We start from the raw sequence: 17755 nt of genomic DNA, 5'->3' as shown, positions 1-17755 counted from the left end.
GGGCGATGTTGTCACGGATGGCGAGGATCGAGAAGATCGCCTCCGCGGCGCCAGCGGCGCCCAGCAAATGGCCGATCGACGACTTGGTCGACGACATCGATATCTTCGAAGCGGCATTGCCGACCAGCCGCTCGACGGCGCCGAGCTCGATCGTGTCGGCCATGGTCGAGGTGCCATGCGCGTTGATGTAGTCGACGTCGGCGGGTGAGAGCTTCGCCCGGTTCAGCGCCGCCGTCATGCAGCGGAACGCGCCGTCGCCGTCCTCGGCCGGAGCGGTGATGTGATAGGCGTCACCGGTCAGCCCATATCCGGTGACCTCGGTATAAATCTTGGCGCCACGCGCCTTGGCGTGCTCGAGCTCTTCCAGGATGACGACGCCGGCGCCCTCGCCCATGACGAAGCCGTCGCGGTCGCGGTCATAGGGACGCGACGCGATTTCGGGCGTGTCGTTGCGCTCGGTGGAGAGCGCCCGGCATGCAGCGAACCCTGCCATGGAGAGCCGCGTGACCGGCGCCTCGGCGCCGCCTGCCACCATGACGTCGGCGTCGCCCCACATGATCAACCGCGCGGCGTCGCCGATGGCGTGAGCGCCGGTCGAGCAAGCGGTGACGACCGCATGGTTCGGGCCTTTCAGCCCGTGCCGGATGGAAACCTGGCCGGAGACCAGATTGATGATCTGTCCGGGGATGAAGAACGGGCTGATGCGGCGCGGACCGCGCTCCTTCAGGATCATCGCGTTCTCCGCGATGCCGTCGATGCCGCCGATGCCGGAACCGATCAGCACGCCGGTAGCGCACTGATCCTCATGCGTCTCGGGCTTCCAGCCGGAATCGGCCAGAGCCTCGTCGGCGGCCGCGATGCCGTAGAGGATGAAGTCGCCGATCTTGCGCAGTTCCTTCGGCTCGAGCACAGCCTCGGGATTGAACGTGCCGTTGGAGCCGTCGCCGCGCGGAACGACGTGGGCGATCTTGCAGGCAAGGTCGTCCACCTCGAATTCGGTGACGCGGCGGGCGGCGCTGCGGCCGGAAAGCAATTCCTTCCAGCTGTGCTCGAAACCCATGCCGAACGGCGAAAGCAGGCCAAGGCCCGTGACGACGACACGCCTCATCGCAGGTCCTCCCCGGTGATGCCCGCGGAAAGCCTCAGGCCGAGGCCTTGTCGATATACTTCACGGCATCGCCGACGGTCAGGATGGTCTCGGCGGCGTCGTCCGGAATCTCGACGCCGAATTCTTCTTCGAACGCCATGACAAGTTCGACCGTATCGAGGCTGTCCGCGCCCAGATCGTCGATGAAGCTCGCCTGCTCCGTCACTTTGTCGGCATCGACGCCGAGATGCTCGATGACGATCTTCTTGACGCGCTCTGCGGTGTCACTCATTTGGGCATCCTCGTCTTACATTGTGTTGTCTTCGTTAGCGGGCCGATTGCCGCTAATCAAGCTGAAAGATGGTCTTGCGGGAAACGCAACGCCACAGGACCGGTTTTTGCCCGAACCGCCGGGTTGCCGGCCGCATTACACGAAAAATGGCGGGCGTCCAAGCCGAAATGGCTGTTTTCACAGCCCACCCGACCTTGTTCGGAATTCGCCCTGCCGAGTCATATGGTGCAGTTTTCGAGGACCGGAGCGGCGCGTACCTGCAGCAGGCGAGCACCGGAAGCCAGATAATCGTGGCAGATGACCGGCAGGGTAGAATTATCAACAAGGTCCGTCAGATCATCGCCATGCCGCCGTAGGCGGCTTCATCATGGTCATGCAACAAAACCCAAAGGGAGTGTCTCTGCCGATTTCATATTTTATAATACTCTAATACATCATTTTCCAACACTCTAATATTGCAGCACAAAAATATCAATGAAAGAGCGAATCAGACTCGAAAGAAAAAGTCTCCTGGAGTTTAGTCGCTCGGCGTCTGTTTCATCGAAGTGAGCAGATCATGCGGCACAGGCAAAGGTTTCTACACGTCGCAACATAGGTCTTGATTGAAACATTATGCCTACTGTGGCATAGGAGGATATATATGGGGCGGGTACTGGCTGCCGGGCTTTCTGGTTGAAAGGAGGCCCTGAGGACGGAGCACCGGATGCGCATCCTACCCTTGGCTGCTTCGGCCGTTATCCTGTGCCAATCATTCCTCGCGGGCCCTGCCGTCGCGGCGGTCGCTACAGGCAACATGACGGTTCGAATCACCATTACGGCCGAATGCAAGGTCCAGACCGCGAGCGACCTGGATTTCGGCTCGAAAGGCGTCATCGACACCAATGTCGACCAGACCAGCACCATCGGCGTGCAATGCACGTCGGGTCAGACCTACAACGTTGGTCTGAGTGCCGGCGCCGGCGCCGGCGCGACTGTTGCGGTTCGCAAAATGACCGGGCCGGGCGCTGCCACGGTCAACTATACTCTCTATCGCGATAGCGGGCGCACCCAGCCGTGGGGGGACACAATCGGCACAGATACGGTCGCCGGGACCGGCACCGGCAATGTCCAGAACCTGACTGTTTATGGGCGAGTGCCACCGCAGGCAACACCGGCCGCAGGCGTCTACACGGACACGGTTGCGATCACCGTAACCTACTGACCATTCCGACGGAGGAACGACATGCGACCCTTGCTGTCACGCATTGGTGCCGCGGCACTCTTCCTGCTGTGCGCGAGCGTTTCACAGGCAGCCTCTCTCAGAGTAGCCCCGACCAGTCTGGAGCTGATCGCCCCCGACAGCGCCGCCGTGCTCAATCTGCACAACGATGCCAGGCAGCCGATCAACGTGCAGCTTCGCGTTTTCAGATGGAGTCAGGCGGACGGTGTCGAGAAGCTTGAGCCAACCTCGGATGTGGTGGCCAGCCCACCCTCGACGCAACTCGGGCCAAACGCCGACTACGTGGTTCGCATCGTCCGCCCGAGCAAAGCCCCCATACGCTCCGAGGAGAGCTACCGCGTGCTGGTGGACGAATTGCCCGATCCATCGCGAAGGAAGGCCGGCACGGTCACCCTGGTGCTTCGTTATTCCGTGCCGGTTTTCTTTCGCAACCCGGACACAAAGGGCCCTGACGTATCGTTCAGCCTGTCGCGGACAGGCCGAAGCCTCGTGCTGACGGCGCGCAACAACGGTGAAAGCCGCCTGAGGCTGTCCAATGTCAATCTGACGCAAGCCGGCAAAAAGCTTGGAAGCCGCAACGGACTTGTCGGCTACGTGTTGGGCGGCGCCACCATGCAATGGCCGATCGGCAGCAGCAGATCGCTGTCCGGAAGCTCTGTCGCGTTGAAGGCACAGAGCGACTTTGGACCATTCAATGCTCCAGTTGCGATCAAAGGGCAGTAGGATCGCGATCGTCGTTGCAGGTACTTTTCTTCCTCTCCTGCCGGCGAACGCGCAGGATTCGCAATCCCAAATTGCGGAGCCCGCTCCCGCCCAAACGGAACGCCGCGACCTTTATCTCGAGGTGTTCATCAATGACGTCTCGACGGAGCTGATCGGCACCTTCACGCAATTGCCTGACGGTGGCTTCGCAGCAACCCCGGACGAGCTGACACAGGTCGGCCTGAAGCCGGTAGAGAGCGCTGCAGACGGTAACGGTCTGATCCGGCTGGATCGGCTGCCCGGCGTGTTCTATCGCATCGACGAAGCAACCCAACGCCTTTACGTCACTACCACGAACGAGGGGCGCGCCGCTCGCATCGTCGACGTTGGCGGGGGTGAGAAAGAAGACCGGATTCAGCCGCAGTCCGGTTATGGCGCAGTGCTTAATTATTCGCTTTTCGCGAGCTCCAACCAATTGTTCGAAAAGGACGTCGATCTGTTCCAGAGCATCTCGGGCGGCTTCGACGCACGTCTGTTCAGCCCATTCGGCACGCTCAGCCAGAATTTTATCGCCGGTTATTCGGATGGAGAATTTGGAGGATTTACACGACTCAACACGACCTGGAGCTACTCCGACCCGAAACGCCTGATGACCTATCGGGTTGGGGATTTCATCTCCGGCGGACTTTCCTGGACGCGGCCCGTCTACCTCGGCGGCATCCAGGCTGAGCGCAACTTCGCCTTGAGACCCGATCTGGTCACGTTGCCGCTGCCCTCCTTTGGAGGGACCGCGGCCGTACCCTCGACGCTCGAAGTCTACACCCAGAACGTCCGCACCTACACCGGCAACATCCCGGCCGGCCCCTACCAGATCACCAACCTGCCGGTGTTTGCCGGCGCCGGGGAAGCGCAGGTTGTCCTGAGGGACAGTCTCGGCCGGGAGACCACAACCAGGCTCCCCTTCTATACGTCCAGCGACATGCTGGGCCAGGGTCTGCTCGATTTCTCGGCAGAGATTGGATTTCCACGGCGCAATTTCGGCATCGAATCCGACGACTATGACAGCCGAGTGTTTGGCGTCGCCACCGCGCGCTACGGTCTCACCAACTGGCTGACACTTGAGGGCCATGCAGAGGGCGGCGAAGATTTGATCAATGGCGGAGTTGGCGCTGCCTTTCCGCTTGGACCCTATGGCGCGGCTTCGGTTGCGGTTGCCGGCAGCCATCATGGCGGGCGCACCGGCTCGCTTGTGAACGCATCGCTGGAGATGAGCTACGAAGGCTGGTCGATCTACGGCCGAATTCAGCGCGCCTTCGGCGACTATGAGGACATCGCCTCGGTGACAGCCGAACCAACGTTTTCCGATGTCGACAATGTTCCGATCTTCAGCGCAGGCGTTCCTCGCGCGATCGACCAGGTCACTCTCAGCGTTCCGACGCCGCTCGACTTTTCGAGCCTCAATCTCTCCTACACGCATCTCGAAAGTGCCGAAGGCCAGAAGAGCCAGATTGTCGGCCTTTCCTACAACCAGCAGATATTCAAACGAAGCAGCCTCTATGCCACGGCTTTTACCGACCTCGAGGATCGCGGCAGTTTCGGTATCTTCGCAGGGGTCTCCATCCCGTTCGGCGACGATATCACGGCCTCCGCAGGGGTCGAGCAGGGACCTGATGGTCTGAATGTCGTGGCGGACATCGCCAAGTCGGAGCGGCTGGAAGAGGGCAGCATTGGCTGGCGGGTACGAACCTCGGAAGGCGACACGCCTAACCGTTCGGCCGCGGCGAGCTACCGCTCGCCCTTCGCGCGCTTCGAGGCCGGCGTTCAACAATACGGCAAGGATGTTCGGGCGACCGCGCAAATGGACGGTGCGATTGCCGTGGCAGGCGGCGGGGTCTTTGCAACCAACCGTATCGACGATGCTTTCGCCGTCGTCGAGGTCGGTGCGCCCGATGTCGATGTCCAATTCCAGAACCGGCCGGTGGGAAAGACCAATCGGCAAGGGCGTATTCTGGTCCCCGGCCTCAACTCCTATGAGCCGAACACGGTTTCGATCGACCCCAAGAACCTGCCGGTCGATGCGGATGTTCCGGCCACCAAGGAAGTCGTGATGCCGGCCGATCGCAGCGGCGTGGTAGTGAAGTTCGGGGTCTCGGAAGCGCCGAAAGCGGCGCTGGTCACCCTGGTCGACAGCAACGGCGAGCCATTGGAGGCCGGCCTGAAAGGTCGTATCGAAGGTGGCTCGGAAGAGTTCGTCATCGGCTATGACGGTCAAGCCTACATTCGCGGCCTCAACTCCCAGAACGCCGTCGTGGTCGATCGCCTGGACGGTACCTCATGCCGGGCCGACTTCCCCTACAAGCCCCAGCCAGGTCAGCAGGTGGCAATCAAGGACGTAGCCTGCCGCTGAAAACAGGAGAAGAAATGCTCCGCACCGTCATTCTCTTGCGCATTATCATCCTCTCAGCCATCGCACCGATTCCTTCGCTCGCCTGGGCGCAAAGCTGCGCCTTTGGCGTTTCCAGCATGGACTTCGGCCCGGTCGATACGCTGTTGACCAGCCAAACCAACTCGACGGCGACAATCAGCATGAATTGCACCGGTACCGCAGGCCAGCGCATCCTGATTTGCCCGAATCTCGGGGCCGGCACCGGAGGCGCAACGTCTGCGACGGCCCGCCAGATGTTGAGCGGCGCCAACACCCTCAACTATCAGCTCTATTCGGATTCGGCGCGCAGCGTGGTGTGGGGCTCTTATGCATGGGCATATGCCTCCCGCCCGCCGGCTTTGGCGTTGACGCCGAATACTTTGGGCACGGCCACAGGCACTGCGACCATTTATGGCGCCGCATTTGGTAGCCAGGGAACGGTGCCGCCCGGAATCTATCTGTCGACGTTTTCCGGTGCAGATGTCGAGTTCCGCTATCGCTACAGCACCGGCAACGATTGTGGTTCGGGTGCCGGTATCCTAGCTCCAAGTCCAACCTTCACCGTAAATGCTACGGTCGCAGCCAATTGCCTCGTGTCGACCCAGAACATCGATTTCGGATCGACAGGAACACTCAGTGCCAATGTCGACGCCACCGGCCAGGTTTCGGTCACCTGCACGCCAGCGGCAGCGTATACCGTCTCGCTGAACGGCGGCACCACCGGCTCGCCTCCGACGGCGCGCAAGATGTCGAAGGGTGCGGAAACCGTGACCTATGGCCTATACAAGGATGTTAATCGGACTCAACCTTGGGGCGACTCGTCGACGCCTGGCAGCACGGTCCCCGGAACCGGAATCGGGGTAGCGCAGAACCTGACTGTCTATGGCCGCGTGCCGCCACAGGTAACGCCGTCAGTTGGCGTCTACACCGACACGGTGGTCGTCACGGTCACTTATTGAGACCGAGGGACGGAAGCAGCGATCAGTTTGCTTAGCGAATGTCGCTGACCGTTCTCAGATCATCGCCATGCCGCCATTGACATGGATGGTCTGGCCGGTGACGTAAGCCGCCTCATTGGAAGCGAGATAGGCGACGGCCGAGGCGACCTCGGCGCTGGTGCCCATGCGCCTGGTCGGGATCGCCGCCATGATCGTTTCCTTCTGCTTGTCGTTGAGCTTGCCGGTCATGGCCGATTCAATGAAGCCCGGGGCGACGCAGTTGACGGTGATGTTGCGGGTGGCGATCTCCTGCGCCAGCGACTTGGAAAAGCCGATCATGCCGGCCTTGGAGGCGCAGTAGTTGGTCTGGCCGGGATTGCCGGTGACGCCGACCACGGACGTGATGTTGATGATGCGGCCATGGCGGCGGCGCATCATCGGATGCGTCAACTCGCGCGTTAGCCTGAACACGGCGGTGAGGTTCACCTCCAGAACCTGGTCCCAGTCGGCATCCGACATGCGCACGAACAGGCCGTCCTTGGTGATGCCGGCATTGTTGACCAGGATGTCGACGCCTTCGAGGTCGGCCTCCGCCTTCTGGCCAAGCGCCTTGACCGCGTCGCGGTTCGTCAGGTCCGCCGGAAACAGCTTTACGCGCTCGCCGAGCTCGCCGGCCAGGGCTTCCAGCTTCTCCACACGGGTGCCGTGCAAGCCTACGATGGCGCCCTGGCTGTGCAGCACCCTGGCAATCGCCTCGCCGATGCCTCCCGATGCGCCGGTGACGAGCGCCTTGCGGCCGGTCAGTTCGAACATTTTTCCAACCTCATTTTCGCGAATACGCCCCGAGCGATGTGTGTTCCGTATACGTTAAATCGTCCAAGCCATGCCAGAAATCTTGGGCCTTAAGGATATCTTCCTTGCCAAGCCGGATCCGCTCCACGACCTCGGCTGAGAGGCGATAGTCTTCATACTCTTCGAAATCGCGCTGGACTCTGCTCCGGCCTGGCTTTGATCCGGCCATGTCGCACCTATGGTTCGATCTTCCTAGCCCAATGCCGCCAGCGCCGCATCGATCTCCGCTGCCGTGCCGATGGCGGCGGTGGCGATGTCGCGGTTGATACGCCGCGCGAGGCCCGACAGCACTTTCCCGGCGCCGACTTCGTAAAGCGTCGCTACGCCGTTGGCGCCAAACCATTCCACCGTCTCGCGCCAGCGCACGCGGCCGGTCACCTGCTGGACCAGGCGGCGGGCGATCTCATCCGGGTCATCTGTGGGCGTGACGGTCACGTTGGACACGACGGGAACGACCGGCGCGTTCTTCGCCACGCCGGCCAACGCCTCGCGCATGGTCTCGGCCGCCGGCGCCATCAGTGCTGAGTGGAACGGGGCGGAGACCTGCAGCATCAGCGCGCGCTTCGCGCCCTTTTCGGTGCACAGCTTCGCCGCCAGCTCGACAGCCGCCTTGGCGCCGGAAATAACCAGCTGGCCGCCGCCATTGTCGTTGGCGATCTGGCAGACCGAACCTTTGGCAGCCTCGGCGCAGGCGGCTTCGACGCCGGCCTGCTCAAGCCCGATGATGGCTGCCATGGCGCCCTCGCCCGCCGGCACCGCCGCCTGCATGGCATTGCCGCGGATGCGCAACAGCCGCGCGGCGTCGGCAATCGAGACGAAGCCGGCCGCGGCAAGCGCCGAATATTCGCCGAGCGAATGGCCGGCGACGTAAGACACCTTGTCCTTCAGCGAAAAGCCGCGCGATTCCAGCGCCCGCAAGGCCGCAAGCGAAACCGCCATCAATGCCGGCTGGGCGTTGGCGGTCAGCGTCAGCGTCTCCTCCGGCCCTTCCCAGATCAGTTTCGACAAACCTTCGCCAAGCGCCTCGTCGACTTCCTCGAAGACGCGGCGGGCCTCGGGAAAGGCATCGGCGAGATCCTTGCCCATGCCGACGGACTGGCTGCCCTGTCCCGGAAAGGTGAATGCGACGGCCATCTCAGCGTCTCCAACGGCTTGTTTTTCCCTGCCTCTGACGCAAGGCGGACGACCAAGTCAAGCCCGCAGGCGCCAGTTCGGCGCCCATTTCAGCCGGAAAACCGGCCGAGTTGCCTGTTCCAAAAGGCTTTTTGGCGATCACACCTGATGAAAACCGCTCACGAATCGTTTGCTGGCTCTTCTTATTTCCGCCACAGGCGCTAGCTTTGCGTGACATTTCGATGACAGAAGCGTGACGCGTGTGGAAGACGCCAAGCGCGAACGGAAGCAAGCGCGGCAAGGGCCGGGGGAAGCGACGTGGCAAGGATCAGGAAGGGCGCGGGCAAACCCGTGCCGCAATTCTTGGAAGACGATCCGTCCACCGGCTATCTGCCGGGGCGGAGATGGCCTATCGTCCGTTACGGCCTCGCCACGCTGCTTGCCTCGGCGCTCCTGGTGTTCGCCATCGAATGGATCGTGCGCGGCGACTTCTTCGGCACGGTCGACTTCTTCCTGCAGCCGTTCAAGCCTGGCTGGACAACCATCATCGTCTTTGCGCTGGTGCTGATCGGCCTCGACGCCGTCCTTGGCCGCAGCCATCAGAGCCTGATGATCGTCACGCCGCTGACGTTGGCGCTGGCCTTTGTCGGTCACCAGAAATCGCACTATCTCGGCGACCCGCTCTATCCCACCGATTTCCTCTACGCACGCCAGATCATGGCGCTGATGCCGCTTCTGGTGCGCGAGCGCCCGTGGACTGCCGCGCTGCTTGCGGTGACGATCGTCGCGGGTCTGACACTGCTCGTCTATGGCTGGCGGGTCTGGCGCCGCCGCGTTCCGATCCTCAGCCGCAAGGGACGGCTGGCGCGCCTGACGCTCGCCGTGCCGCTGCTCGCCTTCTTCGTCTCGATCATGGACTATGCCACCTTCTCATGGACGCGCGACAGGCTGCAGATCATCCCGATCATGTGGGACCAGAAGGAGAACTACGCCTCCAACGGCTTCGCGCTCGCCTTCGCGATGAACGTGCCGATGGCGCATGTGTCAGCGCCGCCCGGCTATTCCGAAAAGACGATGGACGCGATCGTACGTCCCGAAGTTACCGCCTCGGTGCCGGACGAGAAGCCCGACATCATCGTGGTGATGAGCGAATCCTTCTGGGATTCGACCGAGCTTCCCGGCGTCAGAATCAAGCCTGATCCGATCCCGACGGTGCGCGCGCTGCGCTCCGGTTCGATGTTCTCGCCGGAGTTCGGCGGCATGACCGCCAATATCGAGTTCGAGGCGCTGACAGGCTTCTCGAACGCCTTCCTGCCGGCGGGCTCGATCCCCTACCAGCAATATGTGCGCACGCCGACGCCGTCGCTGGCGACCTTCCTGAAGAGCGAGGGCTACCGGGCGCGCGCCATCCATCCGGGCACCAACTGGTTCTGGAACCGGGGCGCCGTCTATGCCGACTTCGGCTTCAGCGACTTCCGCTCGGAAGAGACGCTGCCGCCGATGGAAAAGCGCGGGCCGCTGGCCTCCGACGCCGCGATGACCGACGAGATCATCCGCGAGGCCGATGCCAGCGAGGATCCGGTGTTCATGTTCGCCGTCAGCCTGCAGAACCACGGGCCTTACGAACCCTACCGCTATTACAATCCGACCCACTCGGTCGATGCGCCGATCAGCACCTGGGCGCGGGAATCGCTGCTCTCTTATGCCGAAGGCTCGGCCGATGCCGATCGCGGCCTTAAGCGGCTGATCGAATGGGCCAAGAAGCGCGAGCGGCCGACCATCGTCGCCTTCTTCGGCGACCATCTGCCGCCGCTCGGTCCCGTCTATGTCGAGACCGGCTTCCTCAAGGACAATGTCGCGCCGCGCAGGGAGCCGACGCCGGAGGCGGCGCTCGAGCATCACGACACGCCACTGATCATCTGGTCGAACCGCTCCGGTCCGGTGGAGAACCTGGGCTCGGTGAGCCCGGCCTTCCTGCCCTACCATATCCTCACCACGGCCGGGATCACGCATCCCTATTACACCGGCTTCCTCGGCGCGCTGCGCGAGCGTTATCGGGTGGTCGACCGCAACCTTCTGCTTTCGCCCTCCGGCGAAGCGACGCCCGACTGGGCGAGGCAGAAGAAGATCGATCCGCAGATCAACGATTTCCGACTCATTCAGTACGATATGATGTTCGGCAAGCGTCATACCGCGCCCGACTTCTTCCCCGAGACGGTGGCGCCGCTCGTCGCCCATACGAGCTGAGCCTGTCATCAATCCGGGACCGCCGGAGATTTCCGGCCCTGCGGCATCGTGGAATTGTCGATCCTGTCTCCCGCCCTTGCCTTCCTGGGGAATTGCTGTATAGACGCCCGCAATCTGCCGGTCCTTGCTGGGGGCTGAACGGAGGGCCGTGGCATTCGCCACGTCACGAAGCCACAAGCGCTTTTGGCCTCCCGTGTCTCCGCTCTCGACCGTCTCGTGATGCTCCTTTCTTCCCCGCTCGTTCGCGACCGGGTCAGACAAGTTGCAGAGGCTTAGCCGCGAGGGCCGGTGAGAGAAACGAAGAAAGGCACTTAACATAATGGCTCTCTACGAACATGTGTTTCTTGCCCGGCAGGACCTGTCGCAGCAGCAGGTCGATGCGCTTGTCGAACAGTACAAGGGCGTCATCGCCGCCAATGGCGGATCGGTCGGCCGGATCGAGAACTGGGGACTGAAGTCCCTCACCTACCGGGTCAAGAAGAACCGGAAGGCTTACTACACGCTGATGGACATCACCTGCCCGCCGGCCGCGCTCAACGAAATGGAGCGCCAGATGGGCCTGTCGGAAGACGTCCTGCGCTTCCTCACCATCAAGGTCGAGGCGCATGAGGAAGGCCCCTCGGCGATGATGCAGAAGCGCGAGGAGCGCTCCGAGCGCGGCGGCTTCGGCGACCGTGACCGTGGCCCGCGTTCGTTCGGCGATCGCGATCGCGGTGATCGCGGTCCGCGTTCGTTCGGCGACCGTGATGGCGGCGACCGTGGTCCGCGCCGTCCGCGCGAAAACGTTGAAGGGGGTGCAGAATAATGGTCGACATCAACCAGATCCCGACCCGGCGCCCGTTCCATCGCCGCCGCAAGACCTGCCCGTTCTCCGGCGCCAATGCGCCCAAGATCGACTACAAGGACGTGCGTCTGCTGCAGCGCTACATTTCCGAGCGCGGCAAGATCGTGCCGTCGCGCATCACCGCCGTCAGCCAGAAGAAGCAGCGCGAGCTCGCCAAGGCGATCAAGCGCGCCCGCTTCCTCGGCCTGCTGCCCTACGTGGTTCGCTAAGCTAGAGTATTGACGCGGGCGGCTTGCCGCCCGCTTCGACCCCACGGCGACGGGCGCCGCAAGGGCAGGTTCAAATCCCGAGTTGAGGCCACGAACCTCTAACTGCCAGACAGGCAGGACAGCGACACCGGCGGCGACGCCCCTCTTGCTTCCTGACCTGTTCCAACAGAATCCGACGTCATCCCGGATGGCGTCAAACCGAAGGAACGAAACCATGGAAGTCATTCTCCTCGAGCGCATTTCCCGCCTCGGCCAGATGGGCGACACCGTCAAGGTCAAGGACGGGTTCGCCCGCAACTTCCTGCTCCCGCAGGGCAAGGCGCTGCGCGCCAACGAAGCCAACAAGAAGAAGTTCGAGGGCCAGCGCGCCCAGCTCGAAGCCCGCAACCTCGAGCGCAAGTCGGAGGCCAGCCAGGTCGCCGAGAAGCTCGACGGCAAGAGCTTCATCGTCGTGCGCTCGGCCGGCGAGACCGGCCAGCTCTACGGCTCGGTGTCGACCCGCGACATCGCCGAGCTTTTGACCGCCGAGGGCTTCAGCGTCAACCGCAACCAGATCGAGCTCAACCAGCCGATCAAGACTATCGGCCTCACCAATGTGGCGATCGCGCTGCATCCGGAAGTCGAGGTCACCGTCACGCTTAACGTCGCCCGCTCGGCTGAAGAGGCGGAGCGCCAGGCCAAGGGCGAGATGCTGACGACGGCCGAAGCCATCTATGGCGAGGACATCAACGACAACGCCCGGCCGGAGAACTTCTTCGACCCGAACGCCGAATTCGAAAGCGGCGAAGACAACGCCTGATCGCCAACACCTGATCGACAGGGCCGGAGCGCTGCTCCGGCTCGCAGGCCTCCAGAATTTCTGGACTAACGCCCGGGCACACGACCCGGGCATTTTTATGCCAAATGGAACTTTTCGAACCCCTATATCTTGAGGCAGACTATAGCGTCGCGCGTCCTTTGGACGCAGAAATGACGCCGTAGTACCTGTGACTTTCGCGCAGGACCCGCCCGATACCGATACCGTTTCGGGCCTTGCGCGGAAGTCAGCCTGCCCTGAGGGACATTTGGTCATGAATATTCTTTTGAAGCGCATTCTCGACGGCCTGGTGCGCACGGGCAATCTCAAGGTCACCGGGCCGAAGGGCTCGTCCGTTACTTTCGGCGACGGCAGCGGCGAGCCCGTGCACATGCACATCAAGACCACGCATGCCGAGCGCGCCATCAGCTTCGATCCGATGCTGGCCGTGCCCGAGGCCTATATGGACGGCGAGCTCGACATCCTCGAGGGCGGGGTGCTGGGCATGATGCGCATCGCTTTCCAGAACATGGGCAGCGGCGGCATCGACGCGACCTGGTCGAAGGCGATCGAGGGTCTGCGCCACGCCTTTCGCCGCCTGCAGCAGATCAACACCGCCTCGCGCTCGCGCCGCAACGTGCAGCGCCACTACGATCTGTCCGGCGAGCTCTACAAGCTCTTCCTCGACGAGGACATGCAGTATTCCTGCGCCTATTTCGAACAGCTCGACATGACGCTGGACGAGGCGCAGCTCGCCAAGAAGCGCCATATCGCCGCCAAGTTGAGGCTTAAGCCCGGACAAACGGTGCTCGACATCGGTTCAGGCTGGGGCGGGCTCGGTCTCTATCTCGCCAAGACGTTCGACGTCGATGTTCAGGGTGTGACGCTGTCGACCGAACAGCATGGCGTCGCCACCGACCGCGCGCATGCGATGGGCCTGCAGGACCGGGTGCATTTCGACCTCAAGGACTACCGCGCGCTCAACGAACGCTTCGACCACATCGTCTCGGTCGGCATGTTCGAGCATGTCGGCGTCAACCACTACCGCACCTTCTTCGACAAGGCGGCGACGCTCTTGAAGCCCGACGGCGTGATGCTGCTCCACACCATCGGCCGCTCCGGCGTGCCGTGGGCGACCAGTGCCTTCGTCCGTAAATACATCTTCCCCGGCGGCTACATCCCGGCCCTTTCCGAAGTGATGCCGGCAATCGAGAAGTCGGGCCTGGTGGTCACCGACATCGAGATGCTCAGGCTGCACTATGCCGAGACGCTGAAGCACTGGGGCATGCGCTTTGCCGCCAACCGCGACAAGGCCAAGGCGATCTATGACGAGCGCTTCTGCCGCATGTGGGAATTCTACCTCGCCGCCTCGGAAGCCGCCTTCCGCTGGCAGGACCTGGTCATCTTCCAGATCCAACTCGCCAAGAAGAACGACACGCTGCCGATGACGCGCGACTACATGGCCAAATGCGAGAAGGCGTTGGAAATGCGCGACCTCGGCCATCAGGAGCCGGCTCCGGTGGCCGCCAAGCCCGCGCGCCGCCGCAAGGCGGTGGAGTAGGCGGCGCGGATTGCCGCTTGCCATTGCGGCTGATGCCGTGAAAAAGGTCTCGTTCGCGAGGCCTTTTTCATGACCTATCTCATCTACATCGCAGCCGCGCTTGCCGAGATCGCCGGCTGCTTTTCTTTCTGGGCCTGGTGGCGGCTGGCGAAGTCGCCGCTGTGGCTTGTTCCCGGCCTCGTCTCGCTTGCCCTCTTCGGCTTCCTGCTGGCGCTCGTCGACACCAACGCCGCCGGCCGCGCCTATGCGGCCTATGGCGGCATCTACATCGCCGCCTCGCTCGGCTGGCTTTGGCTGATCGAAGGCGCGCGCCCCGACCGCTTCGACCTCGCCGGCGCCGCGCTCTGCATCGTCGGCGCCTCGGTCATCCTTCTGGCACCGCGGGGAGTCTGAAGTGGAGCTGCCCGCCCCGCTCCGGCAAGGCGTCGACGGCCTGCTCGAAAAGGTGCCGCTGCCGGCGCTGAAACAGGCGGCGAGAACGCTTTCCGAACGCTACCGCGCCGAACTGCGCGACGGCCGTTTGCACATGGCCGAAGACATGGCGGTGAAGGCCTATCTGGCGACCAGGCTGCCCGCAACTTACGCCGCTGTCCGCGCAAGCCTCGATGCGCTGGAAGAGGCTCGACCCGAGTTCCTGCCGAAAAGCCTGCTCGATATCGGCGCCGGGCCTGGCACCATGCTTTGGGCCACGGTGGACGTCTGGCCTGAGCTCGAGCAGGCGGTTCTGGTCGAGGCGAGTGCTTCGGTGCGCAAGATCGGGCAGTCGCTGGCAGCCGGCGCGATCGCCGCCCGCGCGGACTGGGTCGCCGGCGACGCCACCATCGATCTCGACGGTCTCGGGCCCGCCGATCTCGTCAGCGCGGCCTATGTTCTGGACGAGATCGCGCCGGCCTCGCTGCCGAAGCTCGTCGGCAGGCTCTGGCGGTTGACCACCGACACGCTGCTCGTCGTCGAGCCCGGAACGCCGGCCGGCTGGCAGCGCGTTCTTGCCGTGCGATCGCAGCTCATCGAAGCCGGCGCGCATGTCTCGGCGCCTTGCCCGCACGTGGCGCCCTGCCCGCTTGTTCCGCCCGACTGGTGTCACTTCTCGCGCCGTGTCGCCCGCTCGCGCCTGCATCGGCTGGCCAAGGAGGCCGACGTGCCGTGGGAGGACGAGAAGTTCATCTACCTCGCCGCATCGCGGCAGCCGGCGGCGGCGCGCGCGGCGCTGGTGATCGCGCCGCCGAAAGCGGGTTCGGGCAAGGTGGTGCTAAAGCTTTGCCAACCGGACGGCAGCGCCGGCGAGCGCCTGTTCAGCAAGCGCGACGGCGAAGTGTTCAAGACGGCGCGGCGGGCGGACTGGGGCGATACGCTGGCATAGGCCGCATACCCGGACGACCTCGGCATCGAGAGAGTCGCATCGCCGGTGCGCTGGCGGCTCGCGTGCTTTGGAGATTAGCCGAAGCGTCCAGACTTCGTCATCCACGGGCGGAGCGGGAGCGAAGCGACGCGGCGCAGACCATAGGATGACGACCTGACGAGTGTTTCGACTAATCTAGGTCGTCCGCGGCACCCTGCGCGAACAGACGTGGCAGATCGGTTGTGAGCGAGCCTCCGACGGCAATCAGCCATCTAATTTGTTCTTGCTTCGTTCCATACTTGCGCATAAGAATCATGACTTGCCGAGTCAACCGGAATCGGGCCACCGGAATACTGTCCTGTGGACGGTTCGCCGTTCCTGTGAACAACGGGCATCAAGGCCGATTGGCCGCGTGGTGATGCAGAAAGGTCAACACCGACTCATCTCGTTCTTGTTATCGAGAAGCCGGGATCGAAATCGGGGACATCATGGCAGAAGCAGCGCGCAAAATCGGCGTGGCGGAGCAACCGCTTTATCGCGAGGCACCGAACAACATCGAGGCCGAGCAGGCGCTGCTTGGCGCCATTCTGGTCAACAACGACGCTTTCTACCGCGTTTCCGATTTTCTCAAGCCCGCGCATTTCTACGAGCCGCTGCATCGACGGATCTTCGAGGTGGCGGCCGAGCTCATCCGCATGGGCAAGATCGCGACGCCGATCACATTGAAGACCTTCCTTCCCGCCGAAGAAAAGGTCGGCGACATGACGGTCGCGCAGTATGTCGTGCGCCTTGCTGTCGAAGCGGTCACCGTCGTCAACGCCACCGATTACGGACGCGCCATCTACGACCTCGCCACGCGCCGCGCGCTGATCACCGTCGGCGAGGACATGGTCAACATCGCCTATGACGCGCCGGTCGACATGTCGCCCTCCGACCAGATCGAGGACGCCGAGCGGCGTCTTTTCGAGTTGGCGGAAACAGGCCGCTACGACGGCGGCTTCGAGAGCTTCAACGATGCGGTCAAGACCGCCGTCGACATGGCCAACGCCGCCTTCATGCGCGACGGCCATCTGTCGGGTATCGCCACGGGCCTGCGCGACCTCGACCGCCGCATGGGCGGCCTGCAGCCCTCCGACCTGATCGTGCTCGCCGGACGCCCCGGCATGGGCAAGACCTCCTTAGCCACCAACATCGCCTTCAACATCGCCGAGGCTTACGTGCCGGCGCAGCAGGCCGACGGCAGCTTCAAGGCGGCCAATGGCGGCGTCGTCGGTTTCTTCTCGCTCGAAATGTCGTCGGAGCAGCTTGCCACCCGCATCATCTCCGAACAGACCGAGATTTCGTCATCGAAGATCCGCCGCGGTGAAATCTCCGAGATGGATTTCGAGAAGCTGGTCGCCTGCTCGCAGACGATGCAGAAGATCCCGCTGTTCATCGACCAGACCGGTGGTATCTCGATCGCGCAGCTCTCCGCCCGCGCGCGGCGGCTGAAGCGGCAGCGCGGCCTCGACCTCATCGTCATCGACTATATCCAGCTGATGCAGGGGTCGAGCGCCAGGGCCTCGCAGAACCGCGTGCAGGAAATCACCGAGATCACCACGGGCCTGAAGGCTTTGGCCAAGGAGCTCGGCGTGCCGATCATCGCGCTGTCTCAGCTCTCGCGTCAGGTCGAAAGCCGCGACGACAAGCGCCCGCAACTCTCGGACCTGCGCGAATCGGGCTCCATCGAGCAGGACGCCGACGTGGTGCTGTTCGTCTACCGCGAGGAGTATTACCTCAAGAACCGCGAGCCGAAGCTCGGCACCGACGAATACATCAAATGGGAAAACGAGATGAACGAGGCGCGCGGCAAGGCCGAGTGCATCGTGGCCAAGCAGCGCCACGGACCGACCGGCACGGTCAGCCTCGCCTTCCACGGCGAGTTCACGCGCTTCTCGGATTTGGCGGAAGAGCATCATCTGCCGGAGAGGTTTGAGTAGCTTTTGGCAGACGTCAGCGCTCCGTCACACCCCCCTCTGGCCTGCCGGCCATCTCCCCCGCAAGGGGGGAGATTGACTGCCGCCACGACCTTCGCCAATCGCCGACGTTGCAGGAATAGCGCCGGCGGCCAAGCTGCTGATCTCCCCCCTTG

The 17755-nt window shown here is 63.1% G+C and carries 16 protein-coding genes; 12 read left to right on the top strand and 4 right to left on the bottom strand.

Annotated elements, in window-relative coordinates; all coding sequences use genetic code 11:
- On the bottom strand, nucleotides 1-1108 hold a 1108-nt coding region (gene fabF / locus EOA38_RS08610; RefSeq protein ID WP_127298957.1), incomplete at its 3' end, for a beta-ketoacyl-ACP synthase II.
- A gap of 34 nt (nucleotides 1109-1142) precedes the next feature.
- Nucleotides 1143-1379 carry an acyl carrier protein gene (locus EOA38_RS08605; RefSeq protein ID WP_006203723.1) on the bottom strand — a complete coding sequence of 79 codons (237 nt, stop codon included), beginning with the start codon at nucleotides 1377-1379 and terminating at the stop codon, nucleotides 1143-1145.
- Nucleotides 1380-2082: 703 nt separating this feature from the next.
- Here EOA38_RS08605 and EOA38_RS08600 point away from each other — a divergent pair.
- Genes EOA38_RS08600 through EOA38_RS08585 form a run of 4 tightly spaced genes read left to right on the top strand, consistent with a single transcriptional unit; the run spans nucleotide 2083 to nucleotide 6684 of the window.
- Nucleotides 2083-2580 (top strand): spore coat U domain-containing protein, encoded by a 498-nt coding sequence (locus tag EOA38_RS08600; protein ID WP_189350182.1) that lies wholly within the window; start codon nucleotides 2083-2085, stop codon nucleotides 2578-2580.
- Between the two features lie 21 nt (nucleotides 2581-2601).
- A complete protein-coding gene (locus EOA38_RS08595) occupies nucleotides 2602-3321 on the top strand; it encodes a molecular chaperone (protein WP_126094843.1) in 720 nt (239 codons plus the stop codon).
- Nucleotides 3293-5707: a fimbria/pilus outer membrane usher protein gene (locus EOA38_RS08590; RefSeq protein WP_126094844.1), complete on the top strand. Its 2415-nt coding sequence runs from the start codon at nucleotides 3293-3295 to the stop codon at nucleotides 5705-5707. Before EOA38_RS08595 ends, EOA38_RS08590 begins: the two co-directional genes overlap by 29 nt.
- A gap of 14 nt (nucleotides 5708-5721) precedes the next feature.
- Nucleotides 5722-6684 (top strand): spore coat protein U domain-containing protein, encoded by a 963-nt coding sequence (locus EOA38_RS08585; protein ID WP_126094845.1) that lies wholly within the window; start codon nucleotides 5722-5724, stop codon nucleotides 6682-6684.
- Nucleotides 6685-6738: 54 nt separating this feature from the next.
- Here EOA38_RS08585 and fabG read toward each other — a convergent pair whose 3' ends face one another.
- Nucleotides 6739-7476, bottom strand: coding sequence for a 3-oxoacyl-[acyl-carrier-protein] reductase (gene fabG, locus EOA38_RS08580; protein ID WP_126094846.1), 738 nt, complete (start codon nucleotides 7474-7476; stop codon nucleotides 6739-6741).
- 231 nt (nucleotides 7477-7707) lie between these two features.
- A complete protein-coding gene (fabD, locus tag EOA38_RS08575) occupies nucleotides 7708-8649 on the bottom strand; it encodes an ACP S-malonyltransferase (protein ID WP_126094847.1) in 942 nt (313 codons plus the stop codon).
- A 297-nt stretch (nucleotides 8650-8946) separates the two neighbouring features.
- On the opposite strand from fabD, the gene EOA38_RS08570 reads away from it, so the two are divergent.
- From EOA38_RS08570 to EOA38_RS08535, 8 genes are all read left to right on the top strand, one after another.
- On the top strand, nucleotides 8947-10875 hold the full coding sequence (locus EOA38_RS08570; protein ID WP_126094848.1) for an LTA synthase family protein: 1929 nt from the start codon (nucleotides 8947-8949) through the stop codon (nucleotides 10873-10875).
- Nucleotides 10876-11194: 319 nt separating this feature from the next.
- Entirely contained in the window at nucleotides 11195-11680 is a 486-nt protein-coding gene (gene rpsF / locus EOA38_RS08565) for a 30S ribosomal protein S6 (protein WP_126094849.1), read from the top strand.
- A complete protein-coding gene (gene rpsR / locus EOA38_RS08560) occupies nucleotides 11680-11928 on the top strand; it encodes a 30S ribosomal protein S18 (protein ID WP_006203718.1) in 249 nt (82 codons plus the stop codon). The genes rpsF and rpsR overlap by 1 nt, the downstream gene beginning before the upstream one ends.
- Before the next feature lie 214 nt (nucleotides 11929-12142).
- Nucleotides 12143-12727: a 50S ribosomal protein L9 gene (gene rplI / locus EOA38_RS08555; protein WP_126094850.1), complete on the top strand. Its 585-nt coding sequence runs from the start codon at nucleotides 12143-12145 to the stop codon at nucleotides 12725-12727.
- A 271-nt stretch (nucleotides 12728-12998) separates the two neighbouring features.
- On the top strand, nucleotides 12999-14285 hold the full coding sequence (locus EOA38_RS08550; RefSeq protein WP_126094851.1) for a cyclopropane-fatty-acyl-phospholipid synthase family protein: 1287 nt from the start codon (nucleotides 12999-13001) through the stop codon (nucleotides 14283-14285).
- A gap of 69 nt (nucleotides 14286-14354) precedes the next feature.
- Entirely contained in the window at nucleotides 14355-14678 is a 324-nt protein-coding gene (locus EOA38_RS08545; RefSeq protein ID WP_126094852.1) for a YnfA family protein, read from the top strand.
- Between the two features lies 1 nt (nucleotide 14679).
- On the top strand, nucleotides 14680-15645 hold the full coding sequence (locus tag EOA38_RS08540) for a small ribosomal subunit Rsm22 family protein (RefSeq protein WP_127298956.1): 966 nt from the start codon (nucleotides 14680-14682) through the stop codon (nucleotides 15643-15645).
- A gap of 467 nt (nucleotides 15646-16112) precedes the next feature.
- Nucleotides 16113-17603: a replicative DNA helicase gene (locus EOA38_RS08535; protein WP_126094854.1), complete on the top strand. Its 1491-nt coding sequence runs from the start codon at nucleotides 16113-16115 to the stop codon at nucleotides 17601-17603.
- Nucleotides 17604-17755: the final 152 nt, after the last annotated feature.

Origin of the sequence: Mesorhizobium sp. M1E.F.Ca.ET.041.01.1.1 (genome assembly GCF_003997355.1) — a bacterium.
Lineage (GTDB): Bacteria > Pseudomonadota > Alphaproteobacteria > Rhizobiales > Rhizobiaceae > Mesorhizobium.
Note: the sequence above shows the minus strand (reverse complement) of the source record. Positions and strands in the feature narration are given on the sequence as shown.